Annotated in this window: 16 protein-coding genes; 6 read left to right on the forward strand and 10 right to left on the reverse strand. The window is 70.2% G+C overall.

The window, feature by feature from the left end:
* Positions 1-30: 30 nt before the first annotated feature.
* From ACWCQ1_RS17260 to ACWCQ1_RS17280, 5 genes are all read right to left on the reverse strand, one after another.
* Positions 31-2,355: an ABC transporter permease gene (locus tag ACWCQ1_RS17260; protein ID WP_451026822.1), complete on the reverse strand. Its 2,325-nt coding sequence runs from the start codon at positions 2,353-2,355 to the stop codon at positions 31-33.
* Positions 2,352-3,038, reverse strand: coding sequence for an ABC transporter ATP-binding protein (locus ACWCQ1_RS17265; protein WP_358594330.1), 687 nt, complete (start codon positions 3,036-3,038; stop codon positions 2,352-2,354). Before ACWCQ1_RS17265 ends, ACWCQ1_RS17260 begins: the two co-directional genes overlap by 4 nt.
* Complete coding sequence (locus tag ACWCQ1_RS17270) at positions 3,035-3,559, reverse strand: PadR family transcriptional regulator (protein WP_133044406.1); 525 nt, start codon at positions 3,557-3,559, stop codon at positions 3,035-3,037. The genes ACWCQ1_RS17265 and ACWCQ1_RS17270 overlap by 4 nt, the downstream gene beginning before the upstream one ends.
* A 105-nt stretch (positions 3,560-3,664) precedes the next feature.
* On the reverse strand, positions 3,665-3,904 hold the full coding sequence (locus ACWCQ1_RS17275; RefSeq protein WP_133044407.1) for a hypothetical protein: 240 nt from the start codon (positions 3,902-3,904) through the stop codon (positions 3,665-3,667).
* Positions 3,901-4,818 (reverse strand): SPFH domain-containing protein, encoded by a 918-nt coding sequence (locus tag ACWCQ1_RS17280; protein WP_133044408.1) that lies wholly within the window; start codon positions 4,816-4,818, stop codon positions 3,901-3,903. Before ACWCQ1_RS17280 ends, ACWCQ1_RS17275 begins: the two co-directional genes overlap by 4 nt.
* A gap of 278 nt (positions 4,819-5,096) precedes the next feature.
* On the opposite strand from ACWCQ1_RS17280, the gene ACWCQ1_RS17285 reads away from it, so the two are divergent.
* Positions 5,097-7,493, forward strand: coding sequence for a transglycosylase domain-containing protein (locus ACWCQ1_RS17285; protein ID WP_358594570.1), 2,397 nt, complete (start codon positions 5,097-5,099; stop codon positions 7,491-7,493).
* Positions 7,494-7,547: 54 nt separating this feature from the next.
* Here ACWCQ1_RS17285 and ACWCQ1_RS17290 read toward each other — a convergent pair whose 3' ends face one another.
* The 3 genes from ACWCQ1_RS17290 to ACWCQ1_RS17300 form a co-directional block, all read right to left on the reverse strand.
* Entirely contained in the window at positions 7,548-9,644 is a 2,097-nt protein-coding gene (locus ACWCQ1_RS17290; protein WP_133044409.1) for a SpoIIE family protein phosphatase, read from the reverse strand.
* A gap of 353 nt (positions 9,645-9,997) precedes the next feature.
* Positions 9,998-10,690: a cytidylyl-2-hydroxypropylphosphonate hydrolase gene (gene fomD / locus ACWCQ1_RS17295; protein WP_133044410.1), complete on the reverse strand. Its 693-nt coding sequence runs from the start codon at positions 10,688-10,690 to the stop codon at positions 9,998-10,000.
* Positions 10,691-10,762: 72 nt separating this feature from the next.
* Positions 10,763-12,148, reverse strand: coding sequence for a class II fumarate hydratase (locus tag ACWCQ1_RS17300; protein WP_133044411.1), 1,386 nt, complete (start codon positions 12,146-12,148; stop codon positions 10,763-10,765).
* A 138-nt stretch (positions 12,149-12,286) separates the two neighbouring features.
* Here ACWCQ1_RS17300 and ACWCQ1_RS17305 point away from each other — a divergent pair, with 138 nt between their 5' ends.
* Positions 12,287-12,796 (forward strand): SigE family RNA polymerase sigma factor, encoded by a 510-nt coding sequence (locus ACWCQ1_RS17305; RefSeq protein WP_451026823.1) that lies wholly within the window; start codon positions 12,287-12,289, stop codon positions 12,794-12,796.
* The gene (locus tag ACWCQ1_RS17310; protein ID WP_358594322.1) at positions 12,793-13,296 is read left to right on the forward strand and encodes a hypothetical protein; all 504 of its coding nucleotides are present in this window, start codon (positions 12,793-12,795) and stop codon (positions 13,294-13,296) included. Before ACWCQ1_RS17305 ends, ACWCQ1_RS17310 begins: the two co-directional genes overlap by 4 nt.
* 305 nt (positions 13,297-13,601) lie before the next feature.
* Here the strand turns inward: ACWCQ1_RS17310 and ACWCQ1_RS17315 are convergent, their stop codons facing one another.
* Positions 13,602-15,293: a fumarate hydratase gene (locus ACWCQ1_RS17315; protein ID WP_358594319.1), complete on the reverse strand. Its 1,692-nt coding sequence runs from the start codon at positions 15,291-15,293 to the stop codon at positions 13,602-13,604.
* A 144-nt stretch (positions 15,294-15,437) separates the two neighbouring features.
* On the opposite strand from ACWCQ1_RS17315, the gene ACWCQ1_RS17320 reads away from it, so the two are divergent.
* Positions 15,438-16,130, forward strand: a complete 693-nt coding sequence (locus ACWCQ1_RS17320; RefSeq protein WP_358594316.1) for a DUF1707 SHOCT-like domain-containing protein — start codon at positions 15,438-15,440, stop codon at positions 16,128-16,130.
* Between the two features lie 113 nt (positions 16,131-16,243).
* Complete coding sequence (locus ACWCQ1_RS17325) at positions 16,244-16,621, forward strand: WhiB family transcriptional regulator (RefSeq protein ID WP_133044416.1); 378 nt, start codon at positions 16,244-16,246, stop codon at positions 16,619-16,621.
* Between the two features lie 75 nt (positions 16,622-16,696).
* Here the strand turns inward: ACWCQ1_RS17325 and glpX are convergent, their stop codons facing one another.
* Entirely contained in the window at positions 16,697-17,731 is a 1,035-nt protein-coding gene (gene glpX, locus ACWCQ1_RS17330; protein ID WP_133044417.1) for a class II fructose-bisphosphatase, read from the reverse strand.
* A 127-nt stretch (positions 17,732-17,858) separates the two neighbouring features.
* On the opposite strand from glpX, the gene ACWCQ1_RS17335 reads away from it, so the two are divergent.
* Positions 17,859-18,380, forward strand: a complete 522-nt coding sequence (locus ACWCQ1_RS17335) for a DUF4245 domain-containing protein (RefSeq protein ID WP_451026824.1) — start codon at positions 17,859-17,861, stop codon at positions 18,378-18,380.
* The last annotated feature ends 62 nt before the right edge of the window (positions 18,381-18,442 follow it).

The raw sequence follows: 18,442 nt of genomic DNA on the forward strand, positions 1-18,442 counted from the left end.
AGGGGGAGGGGCCCGGCGCCCGGGAACCGCCTACTCGGTGCGCAGGCCGTCCGGGCGCATCAGCCGCAGCAGCGGCGGCAGACTGAGCACGGTCACCGCGAGGACCACGGCGGCGCCGATGCCCGTCATGGACAGCACGCTCGCCCAGTCCACGGTCACCGACTCGCCGGTCATCCGCAGCAGCACCGCGCCCAGGGTCAGTCCGACCACCGAGGCCAGCGCCAGCCCCAGCCCGATCGGGACCGCCGTCTGCCACAGCACCGACAGGCTCAGCGTGCGGCGCCGGGTGCCGAAGGCGACCAGCGACGACAGCAGCTTCCTGCGCTCCCGCAACTGCTCCAGCTGGGAGACCAGCAGACTCGCGCCGATCAGCATCAGGACGCAGGTCGCGCCGACGAACAGGCCGGTGCGGATGGAACGGAACTGCAGATTCACCTTGCCTTCCGTCAGGGCGTACACATCAGCCAGTGGATCGAGCCGCGCGGCGGTGTTGCGCGCGTACTCGCGGGCGTCCGGCACCGAGGAGTCCACCGCGACGAACGCCTCCTGGGCCAGCTCGGCCACCGCGGCCCCGGGCAGCGCGCCCGAGGTGAACAGCAGACCGCCGCGTTCGTAGCCGGTCGGGTCCTCGCGCATGCCGGCCGTCTTGATCCCGGCGGGCATCTTCACCGACACGTGGCTGGCGTCGCTGTAGCCCTCGAACCACAGGGTGGTGCCCGGCTTGGCGAACTTCGCGGCGTCGTCGTACTCGCCGCGGCCGGTGATCCGGAAGACGTCGCCCTCGCGGCAGGACGTCAGCCGTGCCACCTCGCGCAGTTCGGCGCAGCTGCCGACGGCCACCTCGGTCGAGTTCTGCGGGTCCTTCGCCCGGTCGCCCACCGAGCCCGTGGCCAGGGTCAGCGCGCTGCGCACGCCCTTGGTGTGGGCGAACTGGGTGCGCAGCAGCTCCGGCGTGACATGGCCCTGCAGGTTGATCTGGAGCTGCGCGCGGCGCAGATCGTCGGCGGTCGCCTTGACGTAGTCGTGCTGCACGCCCGAGAACAGCATCTGCAGGGCGATCGCCCCGGCCACCGCGACCGCGATGCCGTTGACCATGCGGGCGGCCGACCCGCTGCTCAACTGCAGCCTTCGCACGGCCAGTTGCCAGGAGACGCTGCCGGCGTCGAGCCGGTTCACCACGGCCTCCACGACCCACGGCAGCAGCGCGGTGACGCCGATCAGCAGCAGGACGGTGCCGCCGATCACCATCCACTCGTTGAAGTCCCCGTTGCGGTTGCCCTGTCCGACCATCGGGTACAGCAACCCGAGCCCGCCCAGCGGCAGCAGGAGCCGCCACCACAGCCTCCGGCGCGGCGGCTTCGCCGTACGGACCACACCGAGCGGTTCGATGACGACTCCGCGCAGCGCGAACAGGGTCACCAGCACGGCCGCGGCCGGCACGGCGACGGCGACCAGCACGACCAGCGCGGGCGAGGGATTGAGGTCGCTCGGGAACACGCTGATGTCCCGGACCACGAGCAGCCCGGCCGACTGCCGCCCGGCCAGGAAGAAGACGGTGCCGAGCACGAGGCCGAGCAGCGCCCCCGCGAGCGCCTCGCCCCCCGCGATCCGGCGCGCCATCCGCCCGTCCGCCCCGACCAGTCGCAGCGCCGCGAGCCTGCGGTCGCGGCGCTCGCCGCCGAAGCGCACGGCGGCCGCGATGAACACACCGACGGGCAGCAGCAGCACCACAAAGATGATCATGATGAGCAGCAGCAGGATCGGGTCGAGCTTGTCCGGCTGATGCTGGGCGGAGGGACCGAAGTAGTGGATCCGCTCGACGTAGCCAGTGGCGAGATGGTTCTCCAGCCCGGTCGCGCCCGCGTAGTAGGCGAGTTCGCCGGGCCCGATGATCCCGGAGTGTCCTATCGTCCCGGTCACCCGGTAGGGCAGGCGGTCCCGCAGAAGCTCGCCGGAACCGGACTTCAGCAGCTTCTCCAGCGCGGGCGAGACGACCATCTCGCCCTTCGCCGGGAACTTCGCGACTCCCGGTGGCAGCGGGGACCGCGTCCCCTCCGGCTCCAGCAGCCGCCCCCGTACGTCCTTGCTGCGGAACGTCGTGTCGGCCCTGCCGATGATCAGCGTGTCGTCCGCCTTCGGGAGTACCTTCCCGCTGTACGTGAAGTCGTCCCGGTCGGTGCCGCGTTGGTTCCGTGCGGACAGCGCGCTCGGTATCGCCGTGGTCAGCAGCAGCAACGCCACACCGAGGCCGACGCCGACGGCCGTCAGCACGGCCCGCGTCCACCCCTCACGGCCGCCCGCGAAGGCGAACCGCACCCCCATGGCCAGATCCCCGGCCCACCCCCGCAGTGTCATACGACCCGCTCCATGTCCCGGGACTTGCCGTCCCGTACGACGATCTCGCGGTCCGAGTAGGCGGCCACCCGCGCCTCGTGCGTGACGAGCACGACGGCCGCGTTGGTGGACCGGGCCGCGTCCGTCAGCAGGTCCATCACGCGCTCGCCGTTGAGCGAGTCGAGCGCGCCGGTCGGCTCGTCGGCGAACAGCACACGCGGGCTGGTGACCAGCGCCCGGGCGACGGCGACCCGCTGCCCCTGACCGCCGGAGACCTCGCCGGGCCGCTTCTTGCGCAGATCGTCGACCTCGAGGCGCTCCATCCAGGTCAGCGCGGTCCGCTCGGCCTCCTTGCGGGGGGTGCCGTTCAGCCTGAGGGGCAGGGCGACGTTCTCGACGCAGGTCAGTTCCGGCACCAACTGCCCGAACTGGAAGACGAACCCGAACTCCGAGCGCCGCAGCGCACTGCGCTCGGCGTCGCTCATGGTCGCCATCTCGCGCCCGTTGTAGATGATCGAACCCGAGTCGGGCGGCACGATTCCGGCGAGGCAGTGCAGCAGCGTCGACTTGCCGGACCCGGAGGGGCCCATCACGGCGACGACCTCGCCCGGGTGGATGGAGAACTCGGCGCCGTCGAGGGCGACCGTCGGACCGTACGCCTTGTGCAGGTCGTCGGCGATCAGCAGGGAACCGGCAGGAGTCACTTGGCCACCACCTCGGCGAGCTTGTCGAGACGCGCCGCGGTGAGCTCCAGCCACCGCAGGTCGGCCTCGAGATGGAAGAGGGCGTGGTCGCAGATGAGCTGGTCGGCGAGGTCGCCCTTCCTCTTCCGATCCGTCAGGATGCGCATCATCCGCAGGTGCTCGGCACGCTGGGTGTCGAGGATGTCGGCCGCGTTGCGGTGCGTCAGCAGCGCGAGGACGACCTTGGTGTAGAGCGTCGACTGGAGGTACGGCTCGGGGGCCTCCGGCGTCGCGAGCCACCGCTCGACGTCGGTGATCCCGGCGTCGGTGATGGCGTACCGCTTGCGCTCGGGCCCGCCGCCCGCCTCGATGCCGTCGACCTCGACGAGGCCGTTCTTCAGCAGCCGGGACATCGTCGAGTAGACCTGGCCGTAGTGCAGCGGCCGGTCGTGACCGAACTTCTCGTCGAAGGCCCGCTTCAGGTCGTAACCGTGGCGCGGCCCGGACTCAAGGAGCCCCAGAAGGGTGTGACCGATGGACATGGCGAGGACTGTACACGGCGTGTATACCCATCATGTATACGCACGGTGTGTAGATCATGGCGGGGCGTGGGGCCCCGCAGGTGAGGGCCGAATGTCACAACTCCGTCACTGGGGTGGCGTCGGTGGCCGGCCCCTTCTGGGGATGGGCCCCGCGTCCCCGGGAAGGCGCCCCGCCTCCTTCAGTGCCCTGCGCAGCAGGAACTCGATCTGGGCGTTGGCGGAGCGCAGCTCGTCGCCGGCCCAGCGGGCGAGCGCCTCGTAGACGGCCGGGTCCAGCCGCAGCAGCACCTGCTTGCGCTGCTGCGGCCGGCGCCCGGGCGTGGCGCTCTCGGAGGGTTCCGTCACTGGTAGAGGGTCCCGGTGTTGAGTACGGGCTGCGGCGCGCGGTCCCCGCACAGCACCACCAATAGGTTGGACACCATCGCCGCCTTGCGCTCCTCGTCCAGTTCCACGATGTCCCTCTCGGAGATCCTGGCGAGCGCCGCCTCGACCATCCCGACCGCTCCGTCCACGATCTGCCGCCGGGCCGCCACGACGGCTCCCGCCTGCTGCCGCTGGAGCATCGCCGAGGCGATCTCGGGAGCGTACGCGAGATGGGTGAACCGGGATTCGATGATCTGCACACCGGCCGCCTCCACGCGCGCGTGGAGTTCGAGGGCGAGCTTCTCGGTGATCTCCTCGGCGTTGCCGCGCAGCGACAGCCCGCCCTCCTCGTGCGCGTCGTAGGGGTACTCGATGGCGATGTGCCGTACGGCCGCCTCGGTCTGCGTGGCGACGAACTCCAGATAGTTGTCGACCTCGAACGTCGCCTGGGCGGTGTCCCGCACCTTCCAGACCACCACGGCGGCCAGTTCGATCGGATTGCCGTAGGCGTCGTTCACCTTCAGCACCGCGGTCTCGTGGTTGCGTACACGGGTGGAAATCTTCGTGCGCGATGTGAACGGGTTGACCCAGCGCAGCCCGTCCTGCCGGATCGTCCCCCGGTAGCGCCCGAAGAGCTGCACCACCCGCGCCTCGCCCGGTGCCACGGTGTTCAGGCCACGCAGGGAGATGAGCGCGGCGACGAGGACGACGACGCCGCCGACCGCGAAGCCGGGATTCGCCGAGGCGGCCACGAACAGCACGACGGCGATCAGCAGCCCGACCAGCCCGAGCAGCAGCGCGAGCGCCCCGCCGATACTGTGCGCGGTCACCTCCCGCACCCGTGGCGCGGGCATCTCCGGTATGTCGGCGGTGGGTGCGGAGTCCTGTGCGGACATGGACGGTCCCCCGTTCTCGTACGTCTCTCACGGTCTGATTGGCCGAATTCTTACCTAGCTCGGCTCTATCTAAGTGATATCACTTTACCCCCGCAGAGCAACCCTGAACCGCTCTGATCCGTCGGTTCCTATGGAACGGGTGCTGATTGTCACGCCCGCAAAAGGCCGGATCGACGGACCTTTGCCCTATCTCCTGGTGTTAGCTTTCTGAGCTGACCTGAGCGGCGAACCTGTGTGACTCGTGAGCACACATGAACGAAGCGGAGCGGATCGGACTCATGGGACGGGCCGAAGAGAGACGAGCGCGACAGCGCGGTGGCCGCCGCGCGGCGCCCCCTACGCGCTCGTCCGCACCGGCGGCGCCGGCGGGCGGCACGGACACGATGGAGCCCACCGTCATCGGCGGCCGGGCGGCGGCCCGCAAGGCGGCCAAGGGCCGGGGCAAGCCCAAGGGCAAGGGGAAGGGCAAGGACGGCCGGAGCTTCATACGCCGGCTCTTCACCTGGAAGAAGATCGTCGGCACGATCTTCGCCCTCTGCCTGCTCGGCATGGGCGCCTTCGTCGCGCTGTACGTCATGACCCCCATACCGGCCGCGAACGCCGACGCCACGCTGCAGAGCAACGTGTACAAGTACAGCGACGGCTCGATCCTCACCCGCAGCGGCAAGCTCAACCGGGAGACCGTCGACCTCGCCGAGGTCCCCAAGGACGTCCAGCACACCTTCGTCGCCGCCGAGAACAAGACCTTCTACAAGGACTCCGGCGTCGACCTGAGGGGCACGGCCCGAGGCCTGCTCAACACGCTCTCCGGCAAGGGCGCGCAGGGCGGTTCGACGATCACCCAGCAGTACGTCAAGAACTACTACCTGACCCAGAACCAGACCGTCACGCGCAAGCTGAAGGAACTGGTCATCTCGCTGAAGCTGGACCGCCAGAAGTCCAAGGACTACATCCTCGCCGGCTACATCAACACCAGCTACTACGGCCGGGGCGCCTACGGCATCCAGGCCGCGGCGCAGGCGTACTACCACAAGGACGCCCAGAAGCTGACGGTCCAGGAGGGCGCGTACCTCGCGGCGCTCCTCCAGGCGCCGAACCAGTACGACTGGGCGATCGCCACCGACACCGGCAAGAGGCTGGCGCAGGCCCGGTGGAACTACGTCCTGGACAACATGGTCAAGATGAACTGGCTGGACGCGGGCAAGCGTCAGGCCCTGAAGTTCCCGGTGCCGAAGGCGCCCAAGGCGGCGCCCGGCATGGAGGGGCAGACCGGCTACCTGGTGGACGCGGCCAACGCGGCGCTGGAGCGGCAGCTCGTGGCCAACGGCACCGCCTCCAACCTCAATGACGCCGAGGCGCTGGTGACCCAGGGCGGCTGGACCGTCACCCTGAACATCGACAAGAAGAAGCAGAAGTCGCTGGAGCAGTCGGTCAAGCAGCAGCTGACCAGCAAGCTCAACGAGAAGAAGCGGAAGGTCGACGGCGTCGTCCAGGCCGGCGCGGTCTCCGTCGACCCGAAGACGGGCAAGGTCGTCGCCCTGTACGGCGGCGTCGACTACTTCAAGCACTACACGAACAACGCGACGCGCAAGGACTACCAGCCCGCCTCCACCTTCAAGCCGGTCATCCTGGCCGCCGCCCTCAACGAGGACGCGAAGACCCAGGACGGCCGGGCCATCGACGCGAACACGATCTACGACGGCACGAGCGGCCGCCAGGTGGTCGACAACGGCACCAAGGTCGGCTTCGCCCCGCCCAACGAGGACAAGCAGAACTACGGGAAGATCACCGTCCAGAAGGCGATGAACGACTCCGTCAACTCGGTCTTCGCGCAGATGGGTGTCGACGTGGGCATGCAGGAGGTGATGACCGTCGCCGGCAAGCTCGGCATGGACACCAAGGGCATGCAGGCGGTTCCCGCGCAGACGCTGGGCTCCATGGGCGCCAGCCCGATGGAGATGGCCGGCATCTACGCCACCCTCGACAACCACGGCAAGAAGGTCACCCCGACGATCATCAAGTCGGCCGAGCGCAAGAACCAGGCGGTCAGCTTCCCGAACCCCGTCGGCGACCAGGTCATCACCCCCCAGGCAGCCGACACGGTGACCTCGGTCCTCACGGGCGTGGTCGACGACGGTACGGCCAAGACGTCGGTGGCGAGCAACCCGGAGCGCGACGGCCAGCAGGTGGCCGGCAAGACGGGTACGTCCGACAACAACAAGTCGGCCTGGTTCACCGGCTTCACGCCGAACCTGGTGACCTCCGTCGGCCTGTTCGGCGAGGACCCCAAGTCGCACGCCCAGGTCCCGATGACGGGCGCCACGGGCAATGTCCCCGGAAGCCCGAGCGGCCGTATCAACGGTGGCAGCTACCCGGCCCGGATCTGGGCCGCCTACACCTTCGGTGTGATGGACAGCGTCACCAAGTTCGAACTGGACACCACCCAGGGCGCTGCGGTCCAGCCGTCGGAGACTCCGTCGAGCACCCCCAGCAACTCCCCGTCGAACACCCCGAGCAACACCCCGTCCAACACGCCGAGCAGCACCCCGTCGAACAAGCCGAGCAACTCCCCGTCGAACTCTCCCAGCAACAGCCCGTCGAACTCTCCCAGCAACAGCCCGTCCAACTCCCCGTCGCCCCCGGTGGATCCGCTGAATCCGAACGGCGGTCAGTAGACGGCAAGAAGGAGGGGCGCCCGGTGATCACACCGGGCGCCCCTCCTCACTTCGTCAGCTCGGTACGGCCGTCTTGCTGAGTTCGAACCAGACGACCTTCCCCGTACTCAGCCGGGTCGCCCCCCACCGCCGTGCCAGCCGGTTGACGAGGTACAGCCCGCGGCCGCCCTCGTCGGTCGCCCGGGCCTGGCGCAGCCGCGGCAACTGGGGCACGTCGTCGCCCACTTCGCAGCGCAGCACGTCGGTCCGCAGCAATCGCAGGGTGACCGGACGCGACGCGTACCGCACCGCGTTCGTGACGACCTCGCTCACCAGCAGCTCGACCGAGTCGCTCAGGTCCTCCATGTCCCAGCGGGCCAGTGCCCGCCGGGCGAGTCGCCGGGCACGGCCGGGGGCCGCGTCCTCCGGCTCCAGGAACCAGTACGCCACGTCACTCGGCGCGATCCCGTCGAAGCGGGCCGCGAGCAGTGCGATGTCGTCGTCCCGGTCGCCCGGTCCGAGCATGTCGAGCACTTCGTCGCACAGCGCCTCCAGTGGCGGCGGATGGTCCGGTCCCGTCAGCGCCGCGGTCGCGGCGAGCTTCTCGCGCAGCTGCTCTATGCCGGTCCACACGTCCCGCAGCCGGGACTCCACCAGCCCGTCGGTGTACAGCAGCAGGGTCGCCCCGGCCGGCGCGTCCAGCTCCACGGCCTCGAAGTCGACGCCGCCGACGCCGATCGGCGCGCCCGGCGGCACCCGCAGCACCTCGGCCCGCCCGCCCAGATGCAGCAGCACCGGCGGCGGATGGCCCGCGTTGGCGATGGTGATGCGGTGCGAGACGGGGTCGTAGACGGCGTACAGACAGGTCGCCATGCGGTCCGTGCCGAGGCGCTGGGCCTGCTCGTCGAGGTGGTGCAGGACCTCCTGCGGGGGCAGGTCCAGTCCCGCGAGCGTTTGGGCCGTCGTCCGCAGCTGGCCCATGATCGCCGCCGACGTCATGGAGTGACCCATCACGTCACCGACGACCAGCGCGACCCGGCTGCCCGGCAGGGGGATCGCGTCGTACCAGTCGCCGCCCACCCGTGCCGTCTCCGCGGCCGGCAGATAGCGCGACGCCAGCCGGACGCCCGTGGGGCGCGGGAGGGTCTCCGGGAGCATCGTGCGCTGCAGCTCGTCGGCGATGTACGCCTCACGGCCGTACAGCACCGCCTTGTCGATGCCCAGCGCGCTGTGCGTGGCCAGCTGGGCGGCGACCAGCAGGTCGTCCGGTTCGAAGGGGATGCGCTCCGGGCGGCGCAGGAACAGCGCGGCGCCGATCACCCGGCGCCGGCCCCGCAGCGGGGCGAGGATCGCGCGCTGCCCGCCGGGCACGGCCAGTTCGCCGCCGTCGCCGAGCAGTTCGGGCAGCGCGGCGTGGGCGCCGGGCGCGTCCGTGAAGACCGGCCGCACCCCGCGCAGCACCTCCGCGAGCGCGCTGCCGGGCCGCACCTCGCACAGCTCGGCGCCCAGCGTGTCCAGCTCCGACAGCTCGGCCGGCTCCGGCTGGAGCGCCGGTGAGAAGCCCTCGGTGTCCCGCTCGGTCGGGATGCGGTCGGTGCGCCGCAGCCGCAGCACCAGCGGGCCCATGGGACGCTCGTCACCGACCGGCAGCGGATCGCGCAGATAGACCAGGATCGCGTCGGAGAACGTCGGCACGGTCGCCCGGCACAGACCCATGACGATCTCGTCCAGGTCGATGCCCCGGGCGATCCGCCGGGTCGCCGCTCCCACGAACCTGAGCCGGTCCCCGTCCCGCCGCATGGGTGTGGGCCGCCCGGGCGGCAGCCCCTGTCCGGTACGGCGCTCGGGGCCGTCCTGCGGCCGGTCCGGCTCGGTGCCCGGCTGCGCCGGGATGGACTCCGGCACGGGCCGCGGGCGATGGGTGTCGGGTTCCACGGCCGCGGGCTGGGAGTGCTCGGGGCCGCTGATGTCGGAGGGCGAGGCCGGTTCCTTTCCCTTGCCGCACGGCGTGGCCGTACCCGGCGTCGACGGTGTCTCCCCGGTGCGTGCCTGTGCGGGTAAGGCCGCCGAGGGCGTGGCCACCGGTGCCTGGGTGTGCAGGAGCGCCCCGCGGGCGTCCGCGGGGTCGGCGCCCGGCTGCGGGCGCTCGAAGGAGATCGGATGCTCCGTCACGCGTGTCGAATCCGTCCGTCCGGGGCTGCGCGTCGTACGCGCGGTTGGTCCCGCCGAAATCCCGATACCCGGAATACCTGCACCCGGAACGGAATTCCCGCGTGGTCAGAGGATGTTCCTGTGCCACCGGCGAACCGTTCACGGCTCGTTCCGGTGTTGCCCTCGTACCCCTCGCTCACGTCCTGCCGCCCCTCGGTGACGATCGGTCAAGCCCAGCGCATACTCCGACAGTTGCCTCTGCGCGTCCACCCGCCACCCGACCACCGCCCCTCGACGAAGGTGCTGCGCACCGACCCCTGACTACTTTGCGGAGGACGATCCTACGGTTGCAGACCGGGGGCGCATCAAGGGTCTCATGTGGACACGTGCGCGGGCGTACGGTCCCAGTCCTCCGGCAACGAAGGTACAGCCCAGGACGGATCCGGGCGCCAGTGCTGCCAGCCGTCGCTGTACGGCGGGCCCCAGGCGCGGATCACCTCCACCGCGGACAGCCCCGCCCGGCGTACCTGTTCGGCCACGTGGTCGTCCATCAGCCCGTCCTGCCGGGCCTGCGCGAACTCGTCCTCGTCGCGCCAGGCCCAACTGCGGTCGGGATACACACAGATGTCCAGGAAGTGGTCCTCGGAGTCGACTCCGCCGGCCCAACGCTCCAGCGGTGTCTCAAGGTTGACGTACCAGTTCTTGAACCGCCAGCCCGGCTCCCAGAACAGCCACACCGACCAGGGCTCGCCGGGCCGGGCCAGCTTCAGCACGCCCGTGCCGAACCAGCGGTCGAGCTGGACGGTCCGGGGCTTGGTGTACCGCGAGCGCAGCGGCTCCTGGTGCACCGGCGTGCCGTCGGCGAGCACCGGTCTCACGCACTCCGTGCCGGGCGCCAGCCACACGGCGAGCAGCTCGGCGTCGTCCCGGACGACGGTGACGGGACGCGCGATGTGGACGCGATCGCCGGCGTTCTCCCGGTACCGCCACAGGACCTGTGTCCCGGGGGCCCAGAAGCCCGTCGAACCGCCCGCCACGCCCGTACTCACCGCTCCACCGTCCGTCATGCACAGATATTAGGTGCCGCAGGCATACGACGCTGCGGCGCGCGTCACGGTTCTCGCCACGGCGACGATCGGTTACGGGCGCGTCATCCGCAGGACATCCAGCGCCTCGTCGAGCTGCTGTTCGGTCAGGTCGCCGCGCTCCACGTATCCGCTCTCCAGCACCACCTGACGGATCGTCTTCCGCTCCGCCAGCGCCTTCTTGGCGACCTTCGCGGCCTCCTCGTACCCGATGTACTTGTTCAGCGGCGTCACCACGGACGGCGACGACTCGGCGTACTCACGGGCCCGCTCCCGGTTCGCGGTGATGCCGTCCACGGTGCGGTCGGCGAGCAGCCGGGAGACGTTGGCCAGCAGCCGGACCGACTCCAGGATGTTCTTCGCGATCACCGGCAGCATGACGTTCAGCTCGAAGTTGCCGGCCGCTCCGGCGGTGGCGACGGTGGCGTCGTTCCCGATGACCTGCGCGGCGACCATGAGCACCGCCTCCGGGATCACCGGGTTGACCTTGCCCGGCATGATCGAGGAACCGGGCTGCAGGTCGGGCAGCGCGATCTCGGCGAGCCCGGTGCGCGGGCCGGACGACATCCAGCGCAGATCGTTGGCGATCTTCGTCAGCCCGACCGCGATGGTCCTGAGCTGTCCGCTCGTCTCGACGATGCCGTCCCGCGCGCCCTGCGCCTCGAAGTGGTCGCGGGCCTCGGTCAGCGGCAGCCCGGTGACCCGGGCGACCTCCTCGATGACGGCCGCGGAGAACCCGGGCGGGGTGTTGATGCCGGTGCCGACGGCGGTGCCGCCCAGGGGCAGCTCGGCGAGGCGGGGGAGCGAGGCGCGCAGCCGCTCGACGCCGTACCGGATCTGGGCCGCGTACCCGCCGAACTCCTGACCGAGCGTCACGGGCGTGGCGTCCATCAGATGCGTCCGCCCCGACTTCACGACGTCCGCGAACTCCTCCGACTTGCGCTCCAGCGAGCCGGCCAGGTGCTCCAGGGCCGGGATCAGGTCCTGGGTGACGGCGGCGGTCGCGGCGATGTGGATGGAGGAGGGGAAGACGTCGTTGGACGACTGTGAGGCGTTGACGTGGTCGTTGGGGTGGACGTCCCGGCCCAGCCGCTCGCTCGCCAGCGTGGCGACGACCTCGTTGGTGTTCATGTTGGACGAGGTGCCCGAACCGGTCTGGAAGACGTCGATCGGGAAGTGCTCGTCCCAGTCGCCCCGGGCGACCTCCGCGGCCGCCTCCTGGATCGCCTCGGCGATGTCCTTGTCGAGCACCCCGAGCCGCGCGTTCACCTTCGCGGCGGCGCCCTTGATCCGGGCGAGCGCCTCGATGTGGGCGCGCTCGATGTGCTGGCCGGAGATGGGGAAGTTCTCGACGGCGCGCTGGGTCTGGGCCCGCCACTTGGCCTCGGCGGGGACGCGTACCTCACCCATGGAGTCGTGCTCGATCCGGTATTCGCTCATGTTCCGTACAGCGATCGGGAGGGCGGGGATGTTCCGGCTCCTGGGCCACCCGGGTGCTGTGACCCACGTCTCACCACGGCCGTGCAGCAGACCGGGGGACGTGCGCGTCGAGGACGGGTGACAGGAAGGGAGGAGCGTGTGGAGACGGACTTCGACGCTTTCGTCGCCGCCCGGTCGGCCGCGCTGTTCCGGGGTGCCCTGGTGCTCACGGGCAACCGTGACGCGGCCGAGGACCTGGTCCAGGAGACCCTGGAGCGGGCCTGCCGCAAGTGGCGCGCGATCTCGGCCAAGGACGCCCCCGACGCCTATGTGCGGCGGATCATGGTGAACCTGGCCAACGACCGCTGGCGCAGGTTCCGCAGGACCGTGCCGGACAGCGGCGACCGCGTGGCGCCGGGGGACGAGTACGGACAGGCCGACAGCAGGGACCAGTTGGTGCGCGCGCTGCAGCAACTGCCCATGCGGATGCGGACGGTCGTGGTGCTGCGGTACTTCCACGACCTCTCCGACACCGAGATAGCGGTCGACCTGGACATCTCCCCGAGCACGGTGCGCTCGCAGCTGGCCCGGGGGATCGAGAAGCTGAGAAGCCAGTTCCCCGCACTCTCCGGCCCTTCACCACGGCAGCCCCAGGGAGGAATCCGATGACGTCGCACGAGGCGCGGCCCTCCGGCTGCGCACCCTTCGAAGAGGAACTGGTGAACGCCATGAACCGTTACGCGAACTCCGCCGACGCGCCCGAATTCGACGCGCCCGGCATCGTCCGCCGCACCCGGCGCAGGCGGGCCGTCGGCATCGCGGCGGTCGCCACCGCGCTGATCGTCGCGGGCGGGGGCACGGCCCTGGCCTCGATGAGCGGTGGTCAGGAAGCGCACAGCGCCGTCGCCTCCAGGGGCGCCACCCAGCACGGGAGCAAGCTCACCACCGTGGTCGTCGGCAAGCCCGGGGATTCGTTCACCATCGACTTCGCGGGCCTGGACCTGGTGTACGCCAAGCAGCTGCTGGCAAAGGCCCAGCTCCAGCTCGGCGCGGTCTCCAAGAGGCCGGTCACGGGCTGCAAGCCGGGCTCGGTGTTCATGGCCGACCCGCACAGCCCGAAGACGGTCCCGGTGGGCGGCACGGTCAACCTGGTCCTCTGCAGCGGCTGATCAGAGACGCCCGCCCCTGCCGCAATCAGGGGCGGGCGTCCGTCCGAGAGATCAGGCCGGCCCCGGTCCCCGCACCGGGATCGACGTGAACGTCGGCTGCGGGGCCGGGTCCTGGAAGAAGTCGTTGGACTTGTTCGTCCAGCTGCACCATCCAGCCCGTCCGGCGTTTGAGGACGAGGCCCTTCGGGCCGAACGGGGGTCAGGGGGCGGAGCCCCCTGGGCGGGGTCGAAGGGGCGGCAGCCCCTGGGGATGGGCCGGGTAGGGGCGGCGGGGGCGAAATCCATCCCCTGCCGCACCAGAGGCACTACGCGAGCCCGGGACCCCGCACCGGGATCGTGGTGAATGTCGGCGCCGGAGCAGGATCCTGGAAGAAGTCGTTGCCCTTGTCGTCCACCACGATGAACGCCGGGAAGTCCTCGACCTCGATCTTCCAGACCGCTTCCATGCCGAGCTCCTCGTACTCGACGACCTCGACCTTCTTGATGCAGTCCTGGGCGAGGCGGGCGGCCGGGCCGCCGATGGAGCCGAGGTAGAAGCCGCCGTGGGTGCCGCACGCGTCCGTGACCTGCTTGCTGCGGTTGCCCTTGGCGAGCATCACCTTGGAGCCGCCCGCGGCCTGGAACTGCTCGACGTAGGAGTCCATGCGGCCGGCGGTCGTCGGGCCGAAGGAACCGGAGGCGTAGCCCTCCGGGGTCTTCGCCGGGCCCGCGTAGTACACCGGGTGGTCCTTCAGGTACTGCGGCATCTCCTCGCCGGCGTCGAGGCGTTCCTTGATCTTGGCGTGCGCGATGTCACGGGCCACGACCAGCGGACCGGTGAGCGAGAGGCGGGTCTTCACCGGGTACTTGGTGAGTTCGGCGAGGATCGACTCCATCGGCTGGTTGAGGTCGATCCTCACGACGTCCGAGGACTCGTCGAGGTGCTCGTCGGTCGTCTCCGGCAGGAAGCGCGCCGGGTCCGTCTCCAGCTGCTCCAGGAAGACGCCCTCGGGCGTGATCTTGGCGAGCGCCTGGCGGTCGGCCGAGCAGGAGACGGCGATGGCGACCGGGCAGGAAGCGCCGTGCCGCGGCAGCCGGACGACCCGTACGTCGTGGCAGAAGTACTTGCCGCCGAACTGCGCGCCGATGCCGATCTTCTGCGTCAGCTCGAAGACCTTCTGCTCCAGCTCCTTGTCCCGGAAGCCGTGCCCGAGCTCGGAGCCCTCGGCCGGGATCTCGTCCAGGTAGTGCGCGGAGGCGTACTTGGCGGTCTTCAGCGCGTACTCGGCGGACGTACCGCCGACGACGATCGCCAGGTGGTACGGCGGACAGGCGGCCGTGCCCAGCGAACGGATCTTCTCCTCCAGGAACTTCATCATGGAGGCCTCGTTCAGGACGGCCTTGGTCTCCTGGTACAGGAACGACTTGTTGGCGGAGCCGCCGCCCTTCGCCATGAACAGGAACTTGTAGGCGCCGCCGTCGGTCGCGTACAGCTCGATCTGGGCCGGGAGGTTGGAGCCTGTGTTCTTCTCGTCCCACATGGTCAGCGGGGCCATCTGCGAGTAGCGCAGGTTCAGCCGGGTGTAGGCGTCGTAGATGCCCCGGCTCAGGGCCTCCTCGTCGCCGCCCCGGGTGAGGACGTTCTGCCCGCGCTTGCCCATGACGATCGCCGTGCCGGTGTCCTGGCACATCGGCAGCACGCCCGCGGCCGCGATGTTGGCGTTCTTCAGCAGGTCCAGCGCGACGAACTTGTCGTTGGCGGACGCCTCGGGGTCGTCGATGATGCGGCGGAGCTGGGCGAGGTGGGCGGGCCGCAGGTAGTGCTGGATGTCGTGGATGGCCTCCTCGGCGAGCTTGCGCAGCGCCTCCGGCTCCACCTTGAGGAACGTCCGCCCGTCGGCCTCGAAGGTGGAGACACCCTCGGAGGTCACCAGCCGGTAGGGGGTGGTGTCCTCTCCCATGGGGAGCAGATCGGTGTACGCGAACGCAGGGTTGGGCGGGGGGGAACTAGGCGGCATCGCGGGCCATTCCTCACTCGACAGACGACGACCCGCCGACGTTGGCGGGCCTCACCAGCCTAGAACCTGTCCAAGGCCGGAAGCCTGTGAGGTAAGGCTCAGTCGGGGGTGTCGCGATCTATCGTGTTTGGGTACGCTGCTGCCGTGGACCTTCAGAAGCACACCGAACCCGCCCCCGCGGCGCCGGAGCTGCGTGCCTCGGACGCCGACCGGGACCGTATCGCCGACATCCTGCGCGAGGCCCTCGCCGAGGGCCGCCTGACCGCCGACGAGCACGCCGAGCGGGTGGAGGGCGTGCTCGCCGCCAAGACGGTCGGCGAGCTGGAGGTCTTCATCCGGGACCTGCCGGCCGCCCACCGCCATCGAGCGGCCCCCGCCTTCGCCGCGGCCCCGAGCCGCCCGACCGTGGGCGCGATCCCGGTGGACCCGGACGACAACGTTGTGGCGGTGTTCAGCAGCGCCATGCGCAAGGGCCGCTGGCGGGCCGGCCGCCGTATCCACGCGTACGCGATCTTCGGAAGCGTGGAGATAGACCTCAGCGAGGCCCTCTTCGAGTACCAGCAGGTCGTGGTCAAGGCGGTCTCGGTCTTCGGCAACATCGAGGTCCGCGTCCCGGAGAACGTGTCGCTGCGCGGCACCGGCGGCGGTGTGCTCGGCAACTTCGAGGTGGCTCCGCTGGATTCGTCCGACCCGGACGCCCCCGTCGTCTACGTCGACGGCTGGGCCGTGCTGGGCAACGTGGAGGCGCGGCCCAAGCGGGGCAAGCTCGTCGCCGACATCCTCGATCGCGTTCAGCACAAGGTCGACCGGAGTTTGCGCAAACACCTGGGCCGTTGACAAGTGTGAATCGTGGATTCCAGCGGTTCGGAACTCAGTGCATAGGCGCGCGCACAGCGGGTAGGGCTTGCTGCATCGTCTCTCGCTCGCGAAGCCGTCGTCAGGAGTAGACCGTGCTGCAACCGCCGCATACGTCCCTGCAGGTAGCTGCCGTACCGGCCCAGCGGGGGCCAGTGCGGGACAGGGACCAAGACGCTCCATGGCACACCGAGGCGGTGTGTCGGCGCGACGAGGCCGGCCTGTTCTTCGCCCCTTCCAAGGAACCCACCGCCGCCCGGCTCTCCCGCGAGGAGGCGGCCAAGCGGGTCTGCGCCCGCTGCCCGGTCATGGTCGAGTGCCGTGAACACGCCCTGCTGCAGCCCGAGCCCTACGGCGTCTGGGGCGGCCTGACCGCCGCGGAACGCCGTGTGGTCCTGGCCCGCCGCCGACGCCGCGAGATGGAGCTGAAGAAGGCCGCGCGGGCCCAGGGACGCATAGCGCAGGCGGGCTAGCGGCGAGACGTACGTGAGCCGGGCGCCCCCTCCGCACCAGGGGGCGCCCCCTTGTTCATGCGCCGGCCGCCGCCGCTACTTGGCCCGGTCGAAGTCGATCGCGCTGTAGGCCCGCAGCTTGCTCAGCCGGTGGTCGGAGGCGATCCGCCGGACCGTGCCCGACTTCGAGCGCATCACGATCGAGTCGGTCGTCGCGGTCTCCGAGCGGTAGCGCACGCCGCGCAGCAGCTCGCCGTCGGTGATGCCGGTCGCGACGAAGAACACGTTCTCCCCGGACACCAGGTCGTCGGTCATCAGCACCCGGTCCAGATCGTGCCCGGCGTCGAGCGCCCGCTGCCGCTCCGCGTCGTCCTTCGGCCACAGCTTGCCCTGGATGGTCCCGCCCAGGCACTTCACCGCGCAGGCGGAGATGATCCCCTCCGGCGTACCGCCGATGCCGAGCAGCATGTCGACGCCGGTGCCCTCGCGCAGCGCGTAGATCGACCCGGCGACGTCACCGTCGGAGATCAGCTTGATCCGCGCGCCCGCCTCCCGGATCTCCTTGATGATCCCCTCGTGCCGCGGCCGGTCCAGGATCACCACCGTCACGTCCTCCGGCGTCGACCGCTTGGCCTTGGCCACCCGCCGGATGTTCACGGACACCGGCGCGTCGATGTCGACGAAGTCCGCCGCCTCGGGCCCGGTGACCAGCTTGTCCATGTAGAACACGGCCGACGGGTCGAACATCGACCCGCGGTCGGCGGCCGCCAGCACGGCGATCGCGTTCGGCATGCCCTTGGCCGTCAGGGTCGTGCCGTCGATCGGGTCGACGGCGATGTCGCACTCCGGCCCCGTGCCGTCTCCGACACGCTCTCCGTTGAAGAGCATCGGCGCCTCGTCCTTCTCGCCCTCGCCGATGACCACGATGCCGTTCATCGACACCGTGTGGACGAGGGTCCGCATGGCGCGCACCGCGGCACCGTCGGCGCCGTTCTTGTCGCCCCGCCCGACCCAGCGGCCGGCGGCCATCGCGGCGGCTTCGGTCACCCGGACGAGTTCCAGGGCGAGGTTGCGGTCGGGGGCTTCGCTGGGGACTTCGAGCTCGGACGGCAGGTGATGATGCTCGGTCATCGAGGCGCACCTTTCTGATACGACGACGGCCGGATGAGGGTTCGACCCTCGACTCTATCGTCAGTCCGACAAAATGAGCAGGGGACCCCACGGATGAGCGGACCGGGCACCTGCGACGATAGGGGGCGTGGCAGGTTCGAACGGCAAGCAGAAAACGGTCCGGGACATGGTCCTCTCCCTGGGCCTGATCGGGATCGCGGCGGCGCTCATCTACGTGTTCATCCCGCACGACGACTCCGCTCCCGACATCCCCCGGGTGGACTACCGCGTCGAGCTCCTCACGGCGCGCCGTTCCGCGGCCTACCCCGTGGCCGCCCCCGAGGGCCTGCCGACGGCCTGGAAAGCGACCTCGATCCGCTTCGACGGCGCGAACTTCGACGCGTGGCACCTGGGCTTCCACGCCCCCGACGGTCAGTACGTGCAGATCGAGCAGTCCACTCAGAAGCCGTCGGAGTTCATCGACCAGGCCACCCAGGGCGCGACGGCCACCAAGAACACTCAGCGGATCGACGGCCGGACCTGGACGCGCTACACCGGCGGCCGCTACGACGCCCTCGTGCTGCCCGCCAAGGGCTCGACGACCGTGGTCGCGGGCACCGGCTCCTTCCAGCAGCTGACCGAGATGGCTCAGGCGCTGAAGACGTCGTGACCGCGTAAGAGCGCGCGAGAGGCCCCCGGCGACACCGCCGGGGGCCTCTCGTCGTACGGAAC

This window comes from Streptomyces sp. NPDC002144, from assembly GCF_053593695.1.

What these genes read in the sequence shown, in the direction of transcription:
- ACWCQ1_RS17260 (WP_451026822.1), bottom strand. Translation starts at nt 2,355, where the DNA reads ATGACACTGCGGGGGTGGGCCGGGGATCTGGCCATGGGGGTGCGGTTC.
- ACWCQ1_RS17270 (WP_133044406.1), bottom strand. Translation starts at nt 3,559, where the DNA reads ATGTCCATCGGTCACACCCTTCTGGGGCTCCTTGAGTCCGGGCCGCGC.
- ACWCQ1_RS17280 (WP_133044408.1), bottom strand. Translation starts at nt 4,818, where the DNA reads ATGTCCGCACAGGACTCCGCACCCACCGCCGACATACCGGAGATGCCC.
- ACWCQ1_RS17285 (WP_358594570.1), top strand. Translation starts at nt 5,097, where the DNA reads ATGGGACGGGCCGAAGAGAGACGAGCGCGACAGCGCGGTGGCCGCCGC.
- fomD (WP_133044410.1), bottom strand. Translation starts at nt 10,690, where the DNA reads ATGACGGACGGTGGAGCGGTGAGTACGGGCGTGGCGGGCGGTTCGACG.
- ACWCQ1_RS17300 (WP_133044411.1), bottom strand. Translation starts at nt 12,148, where the DNA reads ATGAGCGAATACCGGATCGAGCACGACTCCATGGGTGAGGTACGCGTC.
- ACWCQ1_RS17310 (WP_358594322.1), top strand. Translation starts at nt 12,793, where the DNA reads ATGACGTCGCACGAGGCGCGGCCCTCCGGCTGCGCACCCTTCGAAGAG.
- ACWCQ1_RS17315 (WP_358594319.1), bottom strand. Translation starts at nt 15,293, where the DNA reads ATGCCGCCTAGTTCCCCCCCGCCCAACCCTGCGTTCGCGTACACCGAT.
- glpX (WP_133044417.1), bottom strand. Translation starts at nt 17,731, where the DNA reads ATGACCGAGCATCATCACCTGCCGTCCGAGCTCGAAGTCCCCAGCGAA.